Annotated in this window: 11 protein-coding genes; 4 read left to right on the plus strand and 7 right to left on the minus strand. The window is 50.9% G+C overall.

What is annotated here, in order from left to right:
• Positions 1 to 286 precede the first annotated feature (286 nt).
• A complete protein-coding gene (gene corA, locus CF651_RS24235; protein WP_094017465.1) occupies positions 287 to 1,237 on the minus strand; it encodes a magnesium/cobalt transporter CorA in 951 nt (316 codons plus the stop codon).
• A gap of 187 nt (positions 1,238 to 1,424) precedes the next feature.
• On the opposite strand from corA, the gene CF651_RS24240 reads away from it, so the two are divergent.
• Positions 1,425 to 2,225: a Cof-type HAD-IIB family hydrolase gene (locus CF651_RS24240; protein WP_094017516.1), complete on the plus strand. Its 801-nt coding sequence runs from the start codon at positions 1,425 to 1,427 to the stop codon at positions 2,223 to 2,225.
• A gap of 88 nt (positions 2,226 to 2,313) precedes the next feature.
• Here CF651_RS24240 and CF651_RS24245 read toward each other — a convergent pair whose 3' ends face one another.
• Both CF651_RS24245 and CF651_RS24250 read right to left on the minus strand, forming a co-directional pair.
• Positions 2,314 to 2,976 (minus strand): MBL fold metallo-hydrolase, encoded by a 663-nt coding sequence (locus CF651_RS24245; protein WP_094017466.1) that lies wholly within the window; start codon positions 2,974 to 2,976, stop codon positions 2,314 to 2,316.
• Positions 2,977 to 3,003: 27 nt separating this feature from the next.
• On the minus strand, positions 3,004 to 3,642 hold the full coding sequence (locus tag CF651_RS24250; protein ID WP_094017467.1) for a TetR/AcrR family transcriptional regulator: 639 nt from the start codon (positions 3,640 to 3,642) through the stop codon (positions 3,004 to 3,006).
• A 188-nt stretch (positions 3,643 to 3,830) separates the two neighbouring features.
• Between CF651_RS24250 and CF651_RS24255 the strand changes: the two genes are divergently transcribed.
• Entirely contained in the window at positions 3,831 to 5,657 is a 1,827-nt protein-coding gene (locus CF651_RS24255) for an APC family permease (protein ID WP_094017468.1), read from the plus strand.
• A 78-nt stretch (positions 5,658 to 5,735) separates the two neighbouring features.
• On the opposite strand, the gene CF651_RS24260 is transcribed toward CF651_RS24255, so the two are convergent.
• Positions 5,736 to 7,142 carry an MDR family MFS transporter gene (locus CF651_RS24260; RefSeq protein ID WP_094017469.1) on the minus strand — a complete coding sequence of 469 codons (1,407 nt, stop codon included), beginning with the start codon at positions 7,140 to 7,142 and terminating at the stop codon, positions 5,736 to 5,738.
• Between the two features lie 232 nt (positions 7,143 to 7,374).
• Between CF651_RS24260 and CF651_RS24265 the strand changes: the two genes are divergently transcribed.
• Positions 7,375 to 8,772, plus strand: coding sequence for a hypothetical protein (locus CF651_RS24265; protein WP_094017470.1), 1,398 nt, complete (start codon positions 7,375 to 7,377; stop codon positions 8,770 to 8,772).
• Positions 8,773 to 9,065: 293 nt separating this feature from the next.
• Here the strand turns inward: CF651_RS24265 and CF651_RS24270 are convergent, their stop codons facing one another.
• Positions 9,066 to 11,111 carry a beta-galactosidase gene (locus tag CF651_RS24270; RefSeq protein WP_179232973.1) on the minus strand — a complete coding sequence of 682 codons (2,046 nt, stop codon included), beginning with the start codon at positions 11,109 to 11,111 and terminating at the stop codon, positions 9,066 to 9,068.
• 333 nt (positions 11,112 to 11,444) lie between these two features.
• On the opposite strand from CF651_RS24270, the gene CF651_RS24275 reads away from it, so the two are divergent.
• Positions 11,445 to 12,305 carry a phosphotransferase family protein gene (locus tag CF651_RS24275; RefSeq protein ID WP_094017472.1) on the plus strand — a complete coding sequence of 287 codons (861 nt, stop codon included), beginning with the start codon at positions 11,445 to 11,447 and terminating at the stop codon, positions 12,303 to 12,305.
• A gap of 294 nt (positions 12,306 to 12,599) precedes the next feature.
• Here the strand turns inward: CF651_RS24275 and CF651_RS24280 are convergent, their stop codons facing one another.
• Positions 12,600 to 13,298: a pirin family protein gene (locus CF651_RS24280; RefSeq protein ID WP_094017473.1), complete on the minus strand. Its 699-nt coding sequence runs from the start codon at positions 13,296 to 13,298 to the stop codon at positions 12,600 to 12,602.
• A 14-nt stretch (positions 13,299 to 13,312) separates the two neighbouring features.
• Positions 13,313 to 13,951 (minus strand): FMN-dependent NADH-azoreductase, encoded by a 639-nt coding sequence (locus tag CF651_RS24285; RefSeq protein WP_094017474.1) that lies wholly within the window; start codon positions 13,949 to 13,951, stop codon positions 13,313 to 13,315.
• Between the last annotated feature and the right edge of the window lie 122 nt (positions 13,952 to 14,073).

The raw sequence follows: 14,073 nt of genomic DNA on the forward strand, positions 1-14,073 counted from the left end.
TATGAATCATGAGTTGTATCTTACGCTTGCCGAACCTTTCTGTAAATAAATCCCGTGCGGCATTTGAAGGCAAAAGTGACATTTTAAGAGGACAAATGAAGTGAGATCTCTTATTTACTCTATCCAGCTCCATATCGCTCACGATTTCGAGGATATTACAAGAAAACAAGCATTGCGCAGCAATAGGTTAGAAATGAAATGCTACAGCCCATTGAATCCGCATTCATATCCGTAAAAAGCTGAAAAAACGTGAATATCGCTTCATTCTGGAGTTTACATCGTTTCCTTACTCAAACCAGCCCTTGCGGCGGAACCATAAATACATCCCGAAGCCGATGCCGAACATGAACAATAATACAGCAAAATAGCCCCACTGCCATTTCAATTCAGGCATATGGTCAAAATTCATGCCGTAAATCCCTGCGATGAAGGTAAGCGGCATGAAAATCGTCGTAATGACCGTTAATGTTTTCATAATGGCGTTCATCCGGTTGGAATTGAGCGAGATGTAGCTGTCTCTCATATCCGCCGTCATCTCGCGGTTGGAATCGTTGATTTCGGACAGCTTGAGTAAATGGTCGTAAATGTCCGTAAAATACGCCAGCTGCTCCTTGAGCCCTTCGATCCGGTCCGAGTTGATTACACGGTACATCAGATCCCGCATCGGCACGATCGTTCTTCTCAGCTTCAGCAGCTTTGAGCGGATTTCAAAAATTTCATTCATGAGAAGATGAATCGGCTCGCCCTTGCCTTTGGCTTCAATCTCGTCCAGCTGGTCCTCGATCTGATAGACGCTCGGGAAATATTCATCGACAAGCTTGTCCATGACCAGATAAGCGCAGTAACCATGGCCTTTTTCACGCAAACGCTCCTGCTCGCTGATCCGCCTCCAGGCTTCATCGATCTCATGGGAACGGGAAAAATGGAACGTAACGATAAAGTGACTTCCCCAGAACAAGTCGATTTCCTCGGAATCGAGCGTTTCCGCATTCATGGCATGCAGCACAAAAAAATGCACGTCGTCGTAGTGATCCACCTTCGGTCTTTGCAGCAGCTGATAGCAATCCTCAATCGCAAGCGGATGAAACTGAAAATGAGTTTCCAGCAGCTTCGCTTCCTCTTCCGTTGGCTGGTCAAAATCAACCCAATACCATTTCACCTTCAAGCTGAGCAAATCCCCCAGTGTTGCCTCAGGTATGCGTCTGTTGTCATGATCTACCGCAATGATTCGAATCACAGGCTGTCTCTCCCCCGAACAAAGGCTTTGATAGCTAGTGTCCCACAAGTGCCGTTGTCTTATAATATACGCCTTCCACCGTTAGCAAATGATGGTGAATTGCGTGCTTTGTTCTTCCCCAATCCGCAGGATTCAAGGTATAATGGGAGCCGTAGACAGAAACGGTGGAGAAAACGGAGTGGATACCATGTATAAAATGCTTGCGATCGACATTGACGATACGCTGATTAATGATGAGAAGGAAGTAACGGAGGGAACGAAGCAGGCGCTGGCCGAAGCGATGGCGCACGGGATTACCGTCACGCTGGCAACAGGCCGCATGTATGCTTCCGCGAAGCAATTGGCCTCGCAGCTGCAGCTGAATGTGCCGCTTATTACGTACAACGGCTCGCTCGTCAAAAACTCCGAGGACAGCCAGGTGCTGTACGAGCAATCGGTTCCCCAGCCTGCGGCGCAGCTTATTTTCGATTATTGCGAACGCAATGGGCTTCACTTGCAGCTGTATATTGACGATGTCCTGTATGTTCAGGAAGACAACGATAAAATTAAAGACTATGCGGCGCTTTCCAAAATCCCGTACACGGTGTACCCGAATTTCCGCGAGCTTGCGGCCAAGCCTTCAACCAAAATGCTCATCATCGACGAGCCAGGCAAGCTGGATGAAGTAGGGGCTGAGCTGCGCAGCCTGATCGTCGGTCAGGTGCACATTACGAAGTCCAAGCCCCATTTTCTTGAGATTATTCACCACGAGGGCACGAAAGGCGATGCGCTAAAATATTTGGCGGCCAAATTCGGCTATGACATGTCCGAGGTTATTGCCATCGGGGACGGCTCGAATGACCGCGAAATGCTGGAAGTGGCAGGTCTTGGGGTTGCGATGGGCAACGCCGCCGACTCGCTGAAGGCAATTGCGAACTACGTGACGCTCAGCAACAATGAAGACGGCGTCAAGCATGTCGTTGACAAGTTTGTGCTGCAAACGATCTAAACGGTTGCACACACAAAGCCCAGGCTCACACTCAAGTGTGCAGCCTGGGCTTTCCTGTTGTTTCGTCATCCGATTCGGTAAGGAGACATTACAGACGGGCAAGCGAAATGCTGCGGTATGCGGCCACCTGCTGCTTCGGATCGGTGATCACCACATCCCCGCCATGACAAACGCTCACGAGCTTCGGGGCTAGCTGCTCCACAATTGCACCGCTTTCCACCGCCTGCTTCATATCCGCCGTGAACATCGGCATCGGACGGTTCAGCTGGCCGCGCTTGGAAGTAAACAGGTCCCCTGCCAGCAGGACGCGGTCCTGTTCGTGAAAATAGGCGGTATGGCCCGGAGAATGCCCCGGCGTAGCATAAGGCATCAGCCCTCCGATGCGGTTCTGCATATCGAGCGGTGCTGCGATGCCCGGCTGGACCGTGGCCTCGGCTTTTTTCCGCCGCGGGTAAGGCATGCTTCCTTCCATGTACGGGATTTCGGTCTCATGCGCATACACCGGCACGGGGTATGTTTCGAGAATCCGCTTCAGGCTGCCGACATGATCGCTGTGTCCATGCGTCAGCACGATTCGTTCCAGCGGCATTTGCAGTCTATCGATCTGACGGAGCAATCCCTTCGCCATCGAAGGAATGCCCGCGTCCACCAACGTCAGTCCCGTATCGGACCTGACAAGCCATACATTGACAGGAATGATCATCCATATACTGCACTTCCATACATGCTCCGAAATTTGTACCCATTTCATCCGTTAGCCCTCCCCGAATCGGAAAATTTATTCCTTGTATTTCTGCCGCATGCCGAGCAGCAGGATTTCTGCCGCCTCCTCCATCATCGGCACGATTCTCCCCAGCAGCTGCTCCATCGGCTCCTCGTTCTCCATGTACGTGGTAACAAGCCCCTGCAGCATAAAAAAATAAATGCGCGAGCTCTGAATCCGCTCTTCTTCCGTACGTGCCTGAATAATGTGGTCGAGCGTCTCCGTGATGCAGGAAAACATGCGCAGACGCAGCGTATTCAGCTCGTTCTGAGGCGACTTCTCATCGACCCGAACAGCCTTGGTGCCCAGGAGCACCGAAACCATGCTTTTGTAAGAAAGGCAGAACCGGATGAACTGCTCGCTGATGCCATTCAATATTTGCCGGGGCGATTGCTCCGTCTGGGCCATATGGAACCGCATCTTCTGCTCCAGCTCAGCCAACGGAGGGAGCGCCAGCTGCTCCAGCAGCGCCTCCTTATCCTTGTAATACAAGTAAATCGTCGTGTGGGAGCAGCCTGCGGCCTTGGCAATCTCTCGCATGGTCACCGACTCAAAGCCCCGCTCGGCGAACAGCTTTCCGGCAGCCTCTCGAATGGATCGTTTCGTTTCCTCCGAACGAAGCTCTTGTCGGGATTTTATTCCTTCTTGTGCCATCTTATGCGCCCTCCTGCTTGAATTATAACCATCGGTTACTAACCTTTGTTCATATTATAACCATTGGTTATTTATATTGCAACAGGTTATTTTCATCAGAGATACGTTCATTTTTACAAGCTCATCGCATCACATACCTATGATTAGGGTAAATTACAATTATTCCTGACGAATTGGCGGTGAACGGTATGTTTTCCTCGATCAAGAAATTATTAATCGGACGACCTCTGAAATCAACGGAATTAGGGGAGCAAAAGCTGAACAAGACCAAGGCGCTGGCCATTCTATCCTCCGATGCCCTGTCTTCCGTAGCTTACGGCCCGGAGCAAATACTGCTGGTTCTCATCACGGTAGGCACCGCCGCATTCTGGTATTCGATTCCGATTGCAGCCGGGGTGTTAGTCTTATTAGTGGCCCTTATATTGTCATACAGTCAAATTATTTATGCTTACCCTCACGGCGGCGGAGCCTATGTGGTGTCCAAGGAAAATCTGGGAATGTACCCGGGGCTCGTCGCCGGCGGCTCCTTGCTGGTAGATTACATTCTTACGGTAGCTGTGAGTGTCTCAGCAGGCACGGATGCCATAACATCCGCTTTTCCCGTCTTGCATGCCCATACGGTAGCAATTGCCGTCCTGTTCGTTCTCTTCATTACCCTCCTGAATTTAAGAGGTGTAACGGAGTCTGCGTCCATCCTGGCTTATCCTGTGTACTTGTTTGTTCTGGCCTTATTCATCCTGATCGTCATGGGGATGTACCACATCATGACGGGCCGGGTTTCCCCTGCTCTGCATTCCCCGATCGGGACACCGGTGGCGGGAATCAGCTTATTTTTGCTGCTGAGAGCCTTTGCCTCCGGCAGCTCCGCGTTAACGGGGGTCGAGGCGATTTCGAATGCCATCCCGAACTTTAAGACCCCGGCCCCTACCAATGCGGTCAAAACCTTAATGGCCATGGGTTCGCTGTTGGCGCTGCTATTCTCAGGCATCGTATACCTGGCTTACTTCTATGGCGTTACACCGAAAGCGGAGGTAACCGTCGTCTCTCAAATTGCGGAACAAACCTTTGGACGCCATGTTATGTATTTCTTCATTCAAGGTACAACCGCTTTGATCTTGGTTCTTGCCGCGAACACCGGCTACTCCGCTTTCCCTCTGCTTGCCGTTAATCTGGCCAAGGATAAATTCATCCCCAGGATGTTTACCATTCGCGGGGACCGGCTCGGGTATTCCAACGGGATTATTATGCTGGGCATATTTTCAACCCTCCTGATCATTGCATTTAAAGGTGAAACCGAGCATCTGATCCCGTTGTATGCCGTTGGCGTGTTCATCCCGTTCACACTGTCCCAGACCGGTATGGTCGTCAAATGGGTCCGTGAGAAGCCTAAAGGGTGGATCATGAAGCTGCTGATTAATACAACGGGGGCTGTCATCAGCTTTATCGTATCGATGATGTTCTTTTTAACCAAGTTTGCACAGGTGTGGTCGATTCTTTTGTTCTTGCCCTTCATCATTTTTTTGTTCCATCGCATCCATAAGCATTATGAGGCCGTCGGGGACCAGCTGAGACTGAAAACCTGCGAGCCTGCCGTACCTATCAAGGGAAATGTGGTGGTCGTTCCTGTTGCCGGAATTACTCATGTCGTAGAAAATTCATTGAATTATGTCAAGTCGCTTTCACCCGATCAGGTCATTGCCGTTTACGTTCATTTTGAGAAGGAAGACGAGGCGATATTCGAGGAAAAGTGGAACAAATGGCAGCCTGACGTAAGGCTGGTTACCCTCCCCTCGCCTTACCGGAGCATTATTCAGCCGCTGACGAAGTTCATAGACACGGTGCAGCGCAAAGCAAGCGAATCGAACTATCAGGTGACGGTGGTCATCCCGCAGTTTATCCCCAAAAAAGGCTGGCACAACATTCTGCATAACCAATCTAGCCTGCTCATTCGCGCTCACCTGCTGTTTCGAAGAGATGTGGTTATCACCACCGTACCGTATCACTTGAAAAAATAAATCCACGTAAGGCGCGGTATCCGGGAATTGCTCCTGCAGCAGAAAAAACCGGGATCTCACGATCCCGGTTCTCTTGCTTCAGGTTGTCGGCTTCGCCTGCCCCTGGGCCTCCACCCCTTGCTTCGGCAGCAACAGCGACAGCACGAACGCCGCAACCGCTATGACGGTGATGACCCAATACACGACGTGGAGGCTGGCGGCAAGCAAGCCGCTGTTAATCTCCTGCGAGCTGCCGGTATTCACGATCATACCGAAAACCGCGATGCCGATCGTCTGTCCAAGCGTACGAATCAAATTGTGCGAGGCGATCGCAGCACCGCGCATGTCGCGACCGACGGCGGACTGCGCCGTTATGGTGAAGGATGTGAAGGACAAGCCGAACCCTGCGCCCAGGATGCCGATCAGCACCATGAGGAACGCGGTGGACGTATGCTCGTCCATCAGCGTCAAGCCCGCGCTTGCGATAAAGAGCAGAGCAACCGCTGCAATGATCAGCCGGCGCACGCCGAGCTTGGCTACGAGCTGACCGGCCATAATGGACGCTGCGGGCCAGGTTATCATCATCGGCAGCATAGCAATCCCGGAGTAGGTTGCACTGCTCCCCATCACGCCTTGAACCCAAAGCGGAAGATAGAAGACGACCACCACTTGAATCACCGCCAGCAAAAACCCGTTGCTATTAACGAGAGACAGCGTACGAATGCGGAACAATTTCAGCGGAATCATCGGTTCCGGGGACCGGAGCTCAATCCTAAAGAAAAGGATAAACAAGACAACCGCCACCGCCAGAAGCGGAGTGACGCTCCCCCATGCAATGGTTCCTCCGTTGTGATTGTTGAACAGGGTGGTGGCATACAGAAAACAGAACATCCCCACCGAAAAGGTAACAATTCCCGGATAATCGATATGCGGCTTCTTCTTTTGCGGTGTCTCGTGCAAATAAATCCAGAGCAGCGTCAGCGAGACCGCGGCAAAAGGCAGGTTCATGAAGAAAATCCAGCGCCAGGATACGTAATCGACCAGAAGTCCTCCGGCCAACGGGCCGACAATCCCTGCAATCCCCCATACGCTGGATGTCCAGCCCTGGATTTTGGCGCGCATCTCGAAGGGAAACAAGTCCCCGATAATCGCATAAGGCAGCGTAATTAACGAACCGGCCCCCAAGCCTTGAACCGCCCGGTACCAGACGAGCTCCGTCATCGAATGGGCTACCCCTGACAGCGTCGAGCCTAGCAGAAAAATGATCGTACCGGCTATGTATACCGGCTTGCGTCCGAATAAATCGGACAGCTTCCCGTAAATAGGGGTGCTGATAACCGTCGTCAGCAAATAGACGGATATGACCCAGCTATAGAGCTGGATACCTCCCAAATCCTCCGTAATCCCGGGCATCGCCGTACTGACGATCGTCCCTTCAATCGCGGCCAAAAAGGTCGCAATGAACAGCGAAATGGCTACATTCCGCCGGTTTGTTTGTTTCGTCATGCTTCTCGTTCCTTCCTCTCCTGCCCCGGCTGCAGCATGCCCGCCATCGCGGAGCTTTGCTAGGCGTACGAAGCCGCTCTGAGCCGCGCCTTATTTTCCCAGGCCCTTCTGAGTAGTATAAATGAATCGCCTTGGATAATAAAGCACTGCAACCCGTCACCAACGGCTCGCCCATGCATATGGTGTAGTACCGATAGACATAGGCTGGTGTCTACTACAGGAGGCGATACCTTTGGGCGTTTCGTTAGTTGGTCTGCATTGGATCTACTTGCTGTTCATTGTTTTGATAGTTGGCTTTATGGTGTTCCGCAAGGATACGACCATCTTATGCATTGCCGGAATTTTTCTGCTTGGGCTGATTTCGACGCAGTCGCTCAGCCACTCGATCAGCGGGGTGTTCAACAGCTTCATTTATGCGATTAAAGAGCTGCTGGGCACGATCCTGATCATCTCCATCATCGTATCCATGAGCAAGGTGCTGACGCTGACGGGAATCAACGAATCGATGATATCCCCGTTCGCGCGCTGGATACGTACGCCAACCTTGGCGTTCTGGATTATCGGGATTCTGATGATGGTCATCTCTTGGTTTTTCTGGCCTTCCCCTGCCGTAGCGCTGATGGGCGCTGTGCTGCTGCCAGTCGCTTTGCGTGTCGGGCTGCCTGCCATCGGAGCTGCCGCCGCAATGAACCTGTTCGGCCACGGGATTGCGCTGTCCGGCGACTTCGTCATTCAAGGCGCACCGAAGCTGACCGCAGATGCGGCAGGCATCCCCGTCGGCGACGTTATCTCCGCCAGCGTCCCGCTTGTATTCGTAATGGGTGCCGTGACAACGATTGTCAGCTTCTGGATGCTCAAGCGCGATATGAAAAATGGGACGCTGACCGCTTCGCCGCAGGCCAGCGTCCTGGAATCCGCCGGACCGGTCGTCGGCGGAGGCCTGCTGTCCCGCTCGAACCGCGTTCTGTTCGCGGTCATCATCCCGCTGCTGTTCCTCGCCGATGTCGCAGCCATGTTCCTGCTCCATCTGCAGGGGGGCGACGCCACGGCGCTTGTAGGCGGTACGGCGCTGCTGATCATGCTGTGGATTACGTTAACCGCCCATAAGCAGGACGGTCTGGCGAAATCGACGAATTACTTGATCGAAGGCTTCCAGTTCGGCTTCCGCATCTTCGGCCCCGTCATCCCTATCGCCGCTTTCTTCTACTTGGGCGACTCGGCATTTACAGAAATATTCGGCAAGGTGCTGCCTGCCGGGTCACATGGCCTGGTCAACGACCTCGGTCTTGCGCTGGCTCATACGGTTCCGGTCAATCAAGCCGTGGGCGCCGTGACCTTGACGACGGTCGGCGCCATCACCGGCTTGGACGGCTCCGGCTTCTCCGGCATTTCGCTGGCGGGCTCCATCGCCAATCTGTTCTCCACCGCCATCGGCTCCGGCGTCGCTACGCTGACGGCACTGGGCCAAATTGCGGCCATTTGGGTCGGCGGCGGCACGCTCATCCCGTGGGCGCTCATTCCGGCCGCAGCCATCTGCGGCGTCGATCCGTTCGAGCTGGCGCGGCGAAACCTGAAGCCCGTCATCATTGGCCTTATCGTGACAACCATTGTCGCTATGTTCCTTATGTGATCAGAACAGCATAAAACGCCTCCAACCCATCATTGAAGTGGAAGGCCACTGAAAAAGTCACCGCTGCATGTACAGATCGTTCTTCCGATCGCTGTTGTCCCTGGATTTTTTTGAATTTCACCCCGCTTTTAGCAGGTAAAATCCAGGGACAAAGGCGAACGCGTACGCTTCTGCAGAACGATTCTGTCCACTTCGCTAGTTTTTCAGTGGCCCCTTGAAGTGGGGGAGGCGTTTTTTCATGCGGTTCTATTGATTGATCGATTGATTGATTGATTGGTTGGTGCCCTTTGGGATTAGTTCGGGAAACGAACGACCCGGTGCTCGTAGGGACCCATTTGCAGAACGCCCGGTTGAACCTCAGCTCCGGTCAGAACGTCCACTCCTGCCCGTGGAAGGGTGACGCGGCCTCCGCGGCCATCCATGTTCACAACGAACCAGACCGTGAAGTCCTCTCCCTGCCTCGGAGCTACAATCGTACCGTTCGTTACGTCGGTACGCAGGGTGACGCCGGCTTCCGCGGCGTAATGATCGATGAGCTTTTTCAGCAGCACATCCCCCTCTTCGCCTACCGGCATGGAGCCCAGCATGACGATTCTGCCTTGTCCATGGCGACGCTCGGTAATAAATGCGGTTCCCGGCGCCAGTCCGCCATCCGTTACACCGACAGGCGCCGCTTCCGTCGGCTGGAACAACGCGCTCCACAAGCCGAGCGGCGCGGATACGCCGAAAGCTTGTCCCTGCGTGCCCGTCCCTTCCATCGGGTACGTGTACAACGTCTCTACGCCGGCGAGCGATTCCAGCCATTGCCCCAGCGCTGCATCCGTGTGAATCGTATGCTGCTCGGTTCGGCCGCCTGACAACGGACCGACGATCCAGATGCCGCCCGCCTCCACGAAGGCTTGCGCCCTCTTTTTATACTCGTCGGATAAGTAATGGATGAACGGAGTGAACAGCAGCTTGTAGCCGTCCAGCTCAGCTCCCTCTGGGATAACGTCTCTGTGGATGCCAAGCGACAATATTCGCTCGTAGAAGGAAGTCACCAGCCCGCGGTGATTTAGTTGACGGTGCGGCTCTGTTTTCAGAAACGCCTTGGAGCGGTCCGAGTAGGTCATCGCCACCTCCGCTTGTGCCGGGGTTGTCGATAGGATCACGGACTCGATCTCTTTTCTCGCCTGCTCCACCTCCAGCACGCTCTGGTAACCAATGGTCGGCTTGCCCCAGGCGCTGATGACCGACCCGTGAGGCTGTTCACAGCCAGCCCGCTGCTGTCTCCATAGCCAGTAGCAGAACGCTTCCGCCCCAAGCGCATAGGCAGCCACGGCCTCCGCTCTCAAGTAACCGTTCGGATGCGCCATCGCGTAGCTTTCGAGGGAAGCGCTCCAGGAGGTGCTGGTTTCCATAATCCAAAAATCCCGGCCCCGCTTGAAATTCCGGAACAAATCGCAATTAATCAAGTACGCAGGGCTGTTATCGTACTGCACATACGTATCGAAGGAGGCGAAATCGAGATTTTGAAATAACCTCTCATTATCTACATGAAATGCAACACTGCTGTTATGGGTGATCGGAGCATCCGAGTAGCGGCGAATTATCGCTGCCTGCTCATCGGAGAACTCCGCGATTTTTTCAAAGGAAAACAGCTGGTACATTGTCCGCAGCGACGAATTGTGCAAAAACGGTGCCGGCCCCGGCTGAGGTACCTGCTCGAAGGTATGGTAGTATTCGCTCCAAATATGCGTGCCCCACGCATCGTTCAGCTGCTCTACCGTCCCATAACGCTCACGAAGCCATTCGTGCCACAGGCCTTTACATGTCTCGCACATACACTCGGACACGTGCGCCTTAAATTCATTATCGATTTGCCAGCCGATCACGCCCGGCAATGGCCCGACAGCTTTGGCGATGTGCTCGGTAATGATAGCCGCGCGTTCCCTGAAATAGCGGTTGTTCGTGCACGCGTGCTGCCGCGAGCCGTGCCCCATGACCGTTCCGTGCTCATCCACATACATCCGTTCCGGATGGCCGTGGGTGAACCAGATCGGCGGGGTTGGGGTCGGGGTACACATGACCGTTTCGATTCCGTTTTGATATAATTTGTCAATGACATGGACGAAAAAGCTGAGATCAATCCTGCCTTCCTCCGGCTCCATCGTGAACCAGGCAAATTCCCCGATACGGGCAACGTTAATTCCCGCTTCCTTCATCATCCGGATATCCTGTTCCATCACTTCTTCATTCCAAAGCTCAGGATAATAAGCCGCACCATGGTATAGCTTCTTTCCCACTGCACACCTCTCCAATTCAACTTGATTAGCAACCGTTTCAGACGCTTTCTCCATCATAGTCAAAAGCGGATGCTTTCACAATTCAACTTTTTTGTCCGGGTTTGCACTTTTTTGCTGTTGCGGTGAGTAGTGCAGAGACTTGTCCCATCCGTTTGCGCGCGGGGAGGAAAGGGGAATGGGGTTCCTCTGCTGTTCTACTAAGAGTCGCCTTCTACTCTACGGCTGACTACAAGAAGCCGTTCACTCAAAGCGTCCTAAACTCGGATCCAGCAGGATAATAATGTCAGTCTCTTGAATATTAGAATATGGAAAAAGAATGGAACAAATCAATCCATGGCACATCGAACGTTCAACCATATAAAAAAATCCCCATGAAAGGCTGAGGACATGAACGATTTTTTTCACAAACTGAAATGGGTGGAATACAGTCCCGAGGTGAGCTCATTATTAGCGCAAGAGGTTCCGATGGACATCACTCCAATGGCTTCCGGGCTGGAAGCTGACGTGTTCCAGATCAGCACTCAGGATTCTGCGTTTGTATTAAAAGTATGGAACCGGAATTCCAAACCTGATATATCCGTTCAATATAAGCTGTTAAAGGCGTTGCATCATCAAAGAATCGCCGCTTCCAAGCCGTTGGGCTGGGGGATGGATCAAGACCATCATCAAGTATTATTGACTAGCTTTGATGGCGCCCCCCTTCATAAATTGAATAAAGCGAAGCTTACGGAGCTTGCAGCTATTTTAGCTGAGGTACATAAAATCCCGCTGGAGACACTGGATAGTCTGACGGTACCTACATACAATTTTGTCAAGTATTTCTTCCCTGGAGTCGACAGGCATCCGGATATAAAAGAACGATTAATTATGCTCGTTGAACAATCGAAGATGGAACAAAAGAGTCTCATTCACGGCGATTATCATTTGGGCAATATTGTTGAAACCGATGGAAAGTGCACAATTATCGATTGGACTAACGTACAGCTTGGGGATCCCAGATACGATATTGCATGGTCTATTATCTTAATTTGGATCTATGTGAATGAAAGGCACTCCGCTGCTTTTCGTTCTTTATTTTTGACGAAGTATAGCTACACTGGAGAGGAGCTGGAGCTATTCGAGGCACTGGCCTGCCTTCGATGGATTCTGCTTAACCGATTCGGGAATCTTCCCCAACGGAATAATACGATAACGACGGTTAGAACCATTTTAACGCAAAATAAATACTTGAATGAAGCCCTGCTTTGAATGGTACCTTGAAAAGAGCGGGCCCCCCTGCTCTATCCAGACCGCTGAGAAAACGCTCGGCGGTCTCTTTCTTTTCAAGGTGCAAACCGTCATAAGGTGTAAGTTTCATGGGCTTAATATGAAATGTGCTTAACTAGTAGCTGCAAGCTTAATAGAGCGGTATATTTGGTACATGTAATAAGTGGTTCCCTGGTCGTTAAGCTACAATCGTAAGGGCCGTAAAGCAGCTTTGCCTCCGGCCCACGATTGTAATACCTACATCATGTGATTTTAAATGTATAAACTCAGTTTTAATTAAGGTAAATCAACTAGCATGAACCTTGTATGATCGGCAGCAATAAGTTGCAGTGATGATGTACTCGTTATTCGGGCGGAATCTCTTTTATTAAGAAGTTCTATTTCATTTAACCTTAATGAACCTTCAATAATGAAGACAAAAGTACGTCGTCCTTCTGCTTGCTCAAAATTCAATGCCTCGCCTGCTTCAAGATCAGATAAATAAATCGTGAGATCTTGATGAATATGCGATACATTGGTCGATGAATTTTTAGAAACAACCGGCAATAGTGTGTTTTTCATGAGCGATGGATCGTATTGAGTTGTTTGATATGAAGGTGTTAAGTTATTTTCCTCCGGGTCAAACCACAATTGAAGGAAATTTACAGTATCTTCGCCAGGATTCATCTCAGAATGAATGATTCCTGTTCCCGCAGTCATCCGCTGCACACCGCCAAATGTGGTCACAGCTGTATGCCCGGTGCTGTCTTGATGCTGCAATTCCCCTTCCAGAACAATAGATACGATTTCCATATTCCGATGAGGGTGCATACCAAACCCGCTTCCGCTTACTACAAAGTCATCATTTAAAACTCGCATAGGGCCGAACGCCACTGTTTTCGGATCATAATAATCCGCAAACGAAAAACTTAAGTTGCTAGTTAACCACCCTAAGTCAGCACGATGCCGTGATGATGATGGAAATACTTCAATCATAGTATCACCTGCTTCTAGAAGTTTTTGGCTAGTTTTAGTGCTTGTTCAAGTGCTTTTTCTTTAATTTCAGGTACTCTGTCAGCTGATGCGCCTATACCCTCTATATAAATGACATCAACTGAAGGAATACCAATGAATGCCGCAATTGCTGTCAGATAGCGATGACTAAATTCGAAGGATGAAAACGGCCCTTCCGAGAGGACGCTACCGGATGCTTGAATATGCAGCAGCTTTTTGTCAGATGCTAAACCTACAAGTTTCCCTTCATCAGAGAATTTAAATGTTTTCCCTGCTATGCATATAGCGTCAATGTATGTTTTTAATACAGGAGGAAACAAAAAATTCCAGACTGGATTCGCGACGACAATTTTATCTGCTTCCAGAAATTGATCAACTAATTCACTTAAGCGTGAGACTTTCATTTTTGATTCTGTACTCAATTGATCTAAGGAAGCGCCACTTCTTAACAGTCCCCATCCATTTAGAACATCTGCATCAATTTGTGGAATATCCATTTTATATAAATCCAGATGAATGACTTCATCTTTTGGATTAGCTTCACGGTATGCTTGAATAAATTCATTTCCTACAAACAAGCTGTGGGATACACTCTCATTTAAAGGATGTGCTGTTACGTATAGTACGGTTGACATGATAATCTCTCCTAGTGGTTGTTTGTGCGAACAAATGCTATTATGAATCAAAATAACTTCTTTGGGAAGTACACACCTTTTTGTTACATAGTAACTAAAAGGTGATAATTGAATATCAGGAG

It is taken from the genome of Paenibacillus rigui (assembly GCF_002234615.1).
GTDB classification, from domain to species: domain Bacteria; phylum Bacillota; class Bacilli; order Paenibacillales; family NBRC-103111; genus Paenibacillus_S; species Paenibacillus_S rigui.

What these genes read in the sequence shown, in the direction of transcription:
- CF651_RS24285 (WP_094017474.1), bottom strand. Translation starts at nt 13,951, where the DNA reads ATGTCAACCGTACTATACGTAACAGCACATCCTTTAAATGAGAGTGTA.
- CF651_RS24270 (WP_179232973.1), bottom strand. Translation starts at nt 11,111, where the DNA reads ATGGAGAAAGCGTCTGAAACGGTTGCTAATCAAGTTGAATTGGAGAGG.
- CF651_RS24280 (WP_094017473.1), bottom strand. Translation starts at nt 13,298, where the DNA reads ATGATTGAAGTATTTCCATCATCATCACGGCATCGTGCTGACTTAGGG.
- CF651_RS24275 (WP_094017472.1), top strand. Translation starts at nt 11,445, where the DNA reads ATGAACGATTTTTTTCACAAACTGAAATGGGTGGAATACAGTCCCGAG.
- CF651_RS24240 (WP_094017516.1), top strand. Translation starts at nt 1,425, where the DNA reads ATGTATAAAATGCTTGCGATCGACATTGACGATACGCTGATTAATGAT.
- CF651_RS24245 (WP_094017466.1), bottom strand. Translation starts at nt 2,976, where the DNA reads ATGAAATGGGTACAAATTTCGGAGCATGTATGGAAGTGCAGTATATGG.
- CF651_RS24250 (WP_094017467.1), bottom strand. Translation starts at nt 3,642, where the DNA reads ATGGCACAAGAAGGAATAAAATCCCGACAAGAGCTTCGTTCGGAGGAA.
- CF651_RS24255 (WP_094017468.1), top strand. Translation starts at nt 3,831, where the DNA reads ATGTTTTCCTCGATCAAGAAATTATTAATCGGACGACCTCTGAAATCA.
- CF651_RS24260 (WP_094017469.1), bottom strand. Translation starts at nt 7,142, where the DNA reads ATGACGAAACAAACAAACCGGCGGAATGTAGCCATTTCGCTGTTCATT.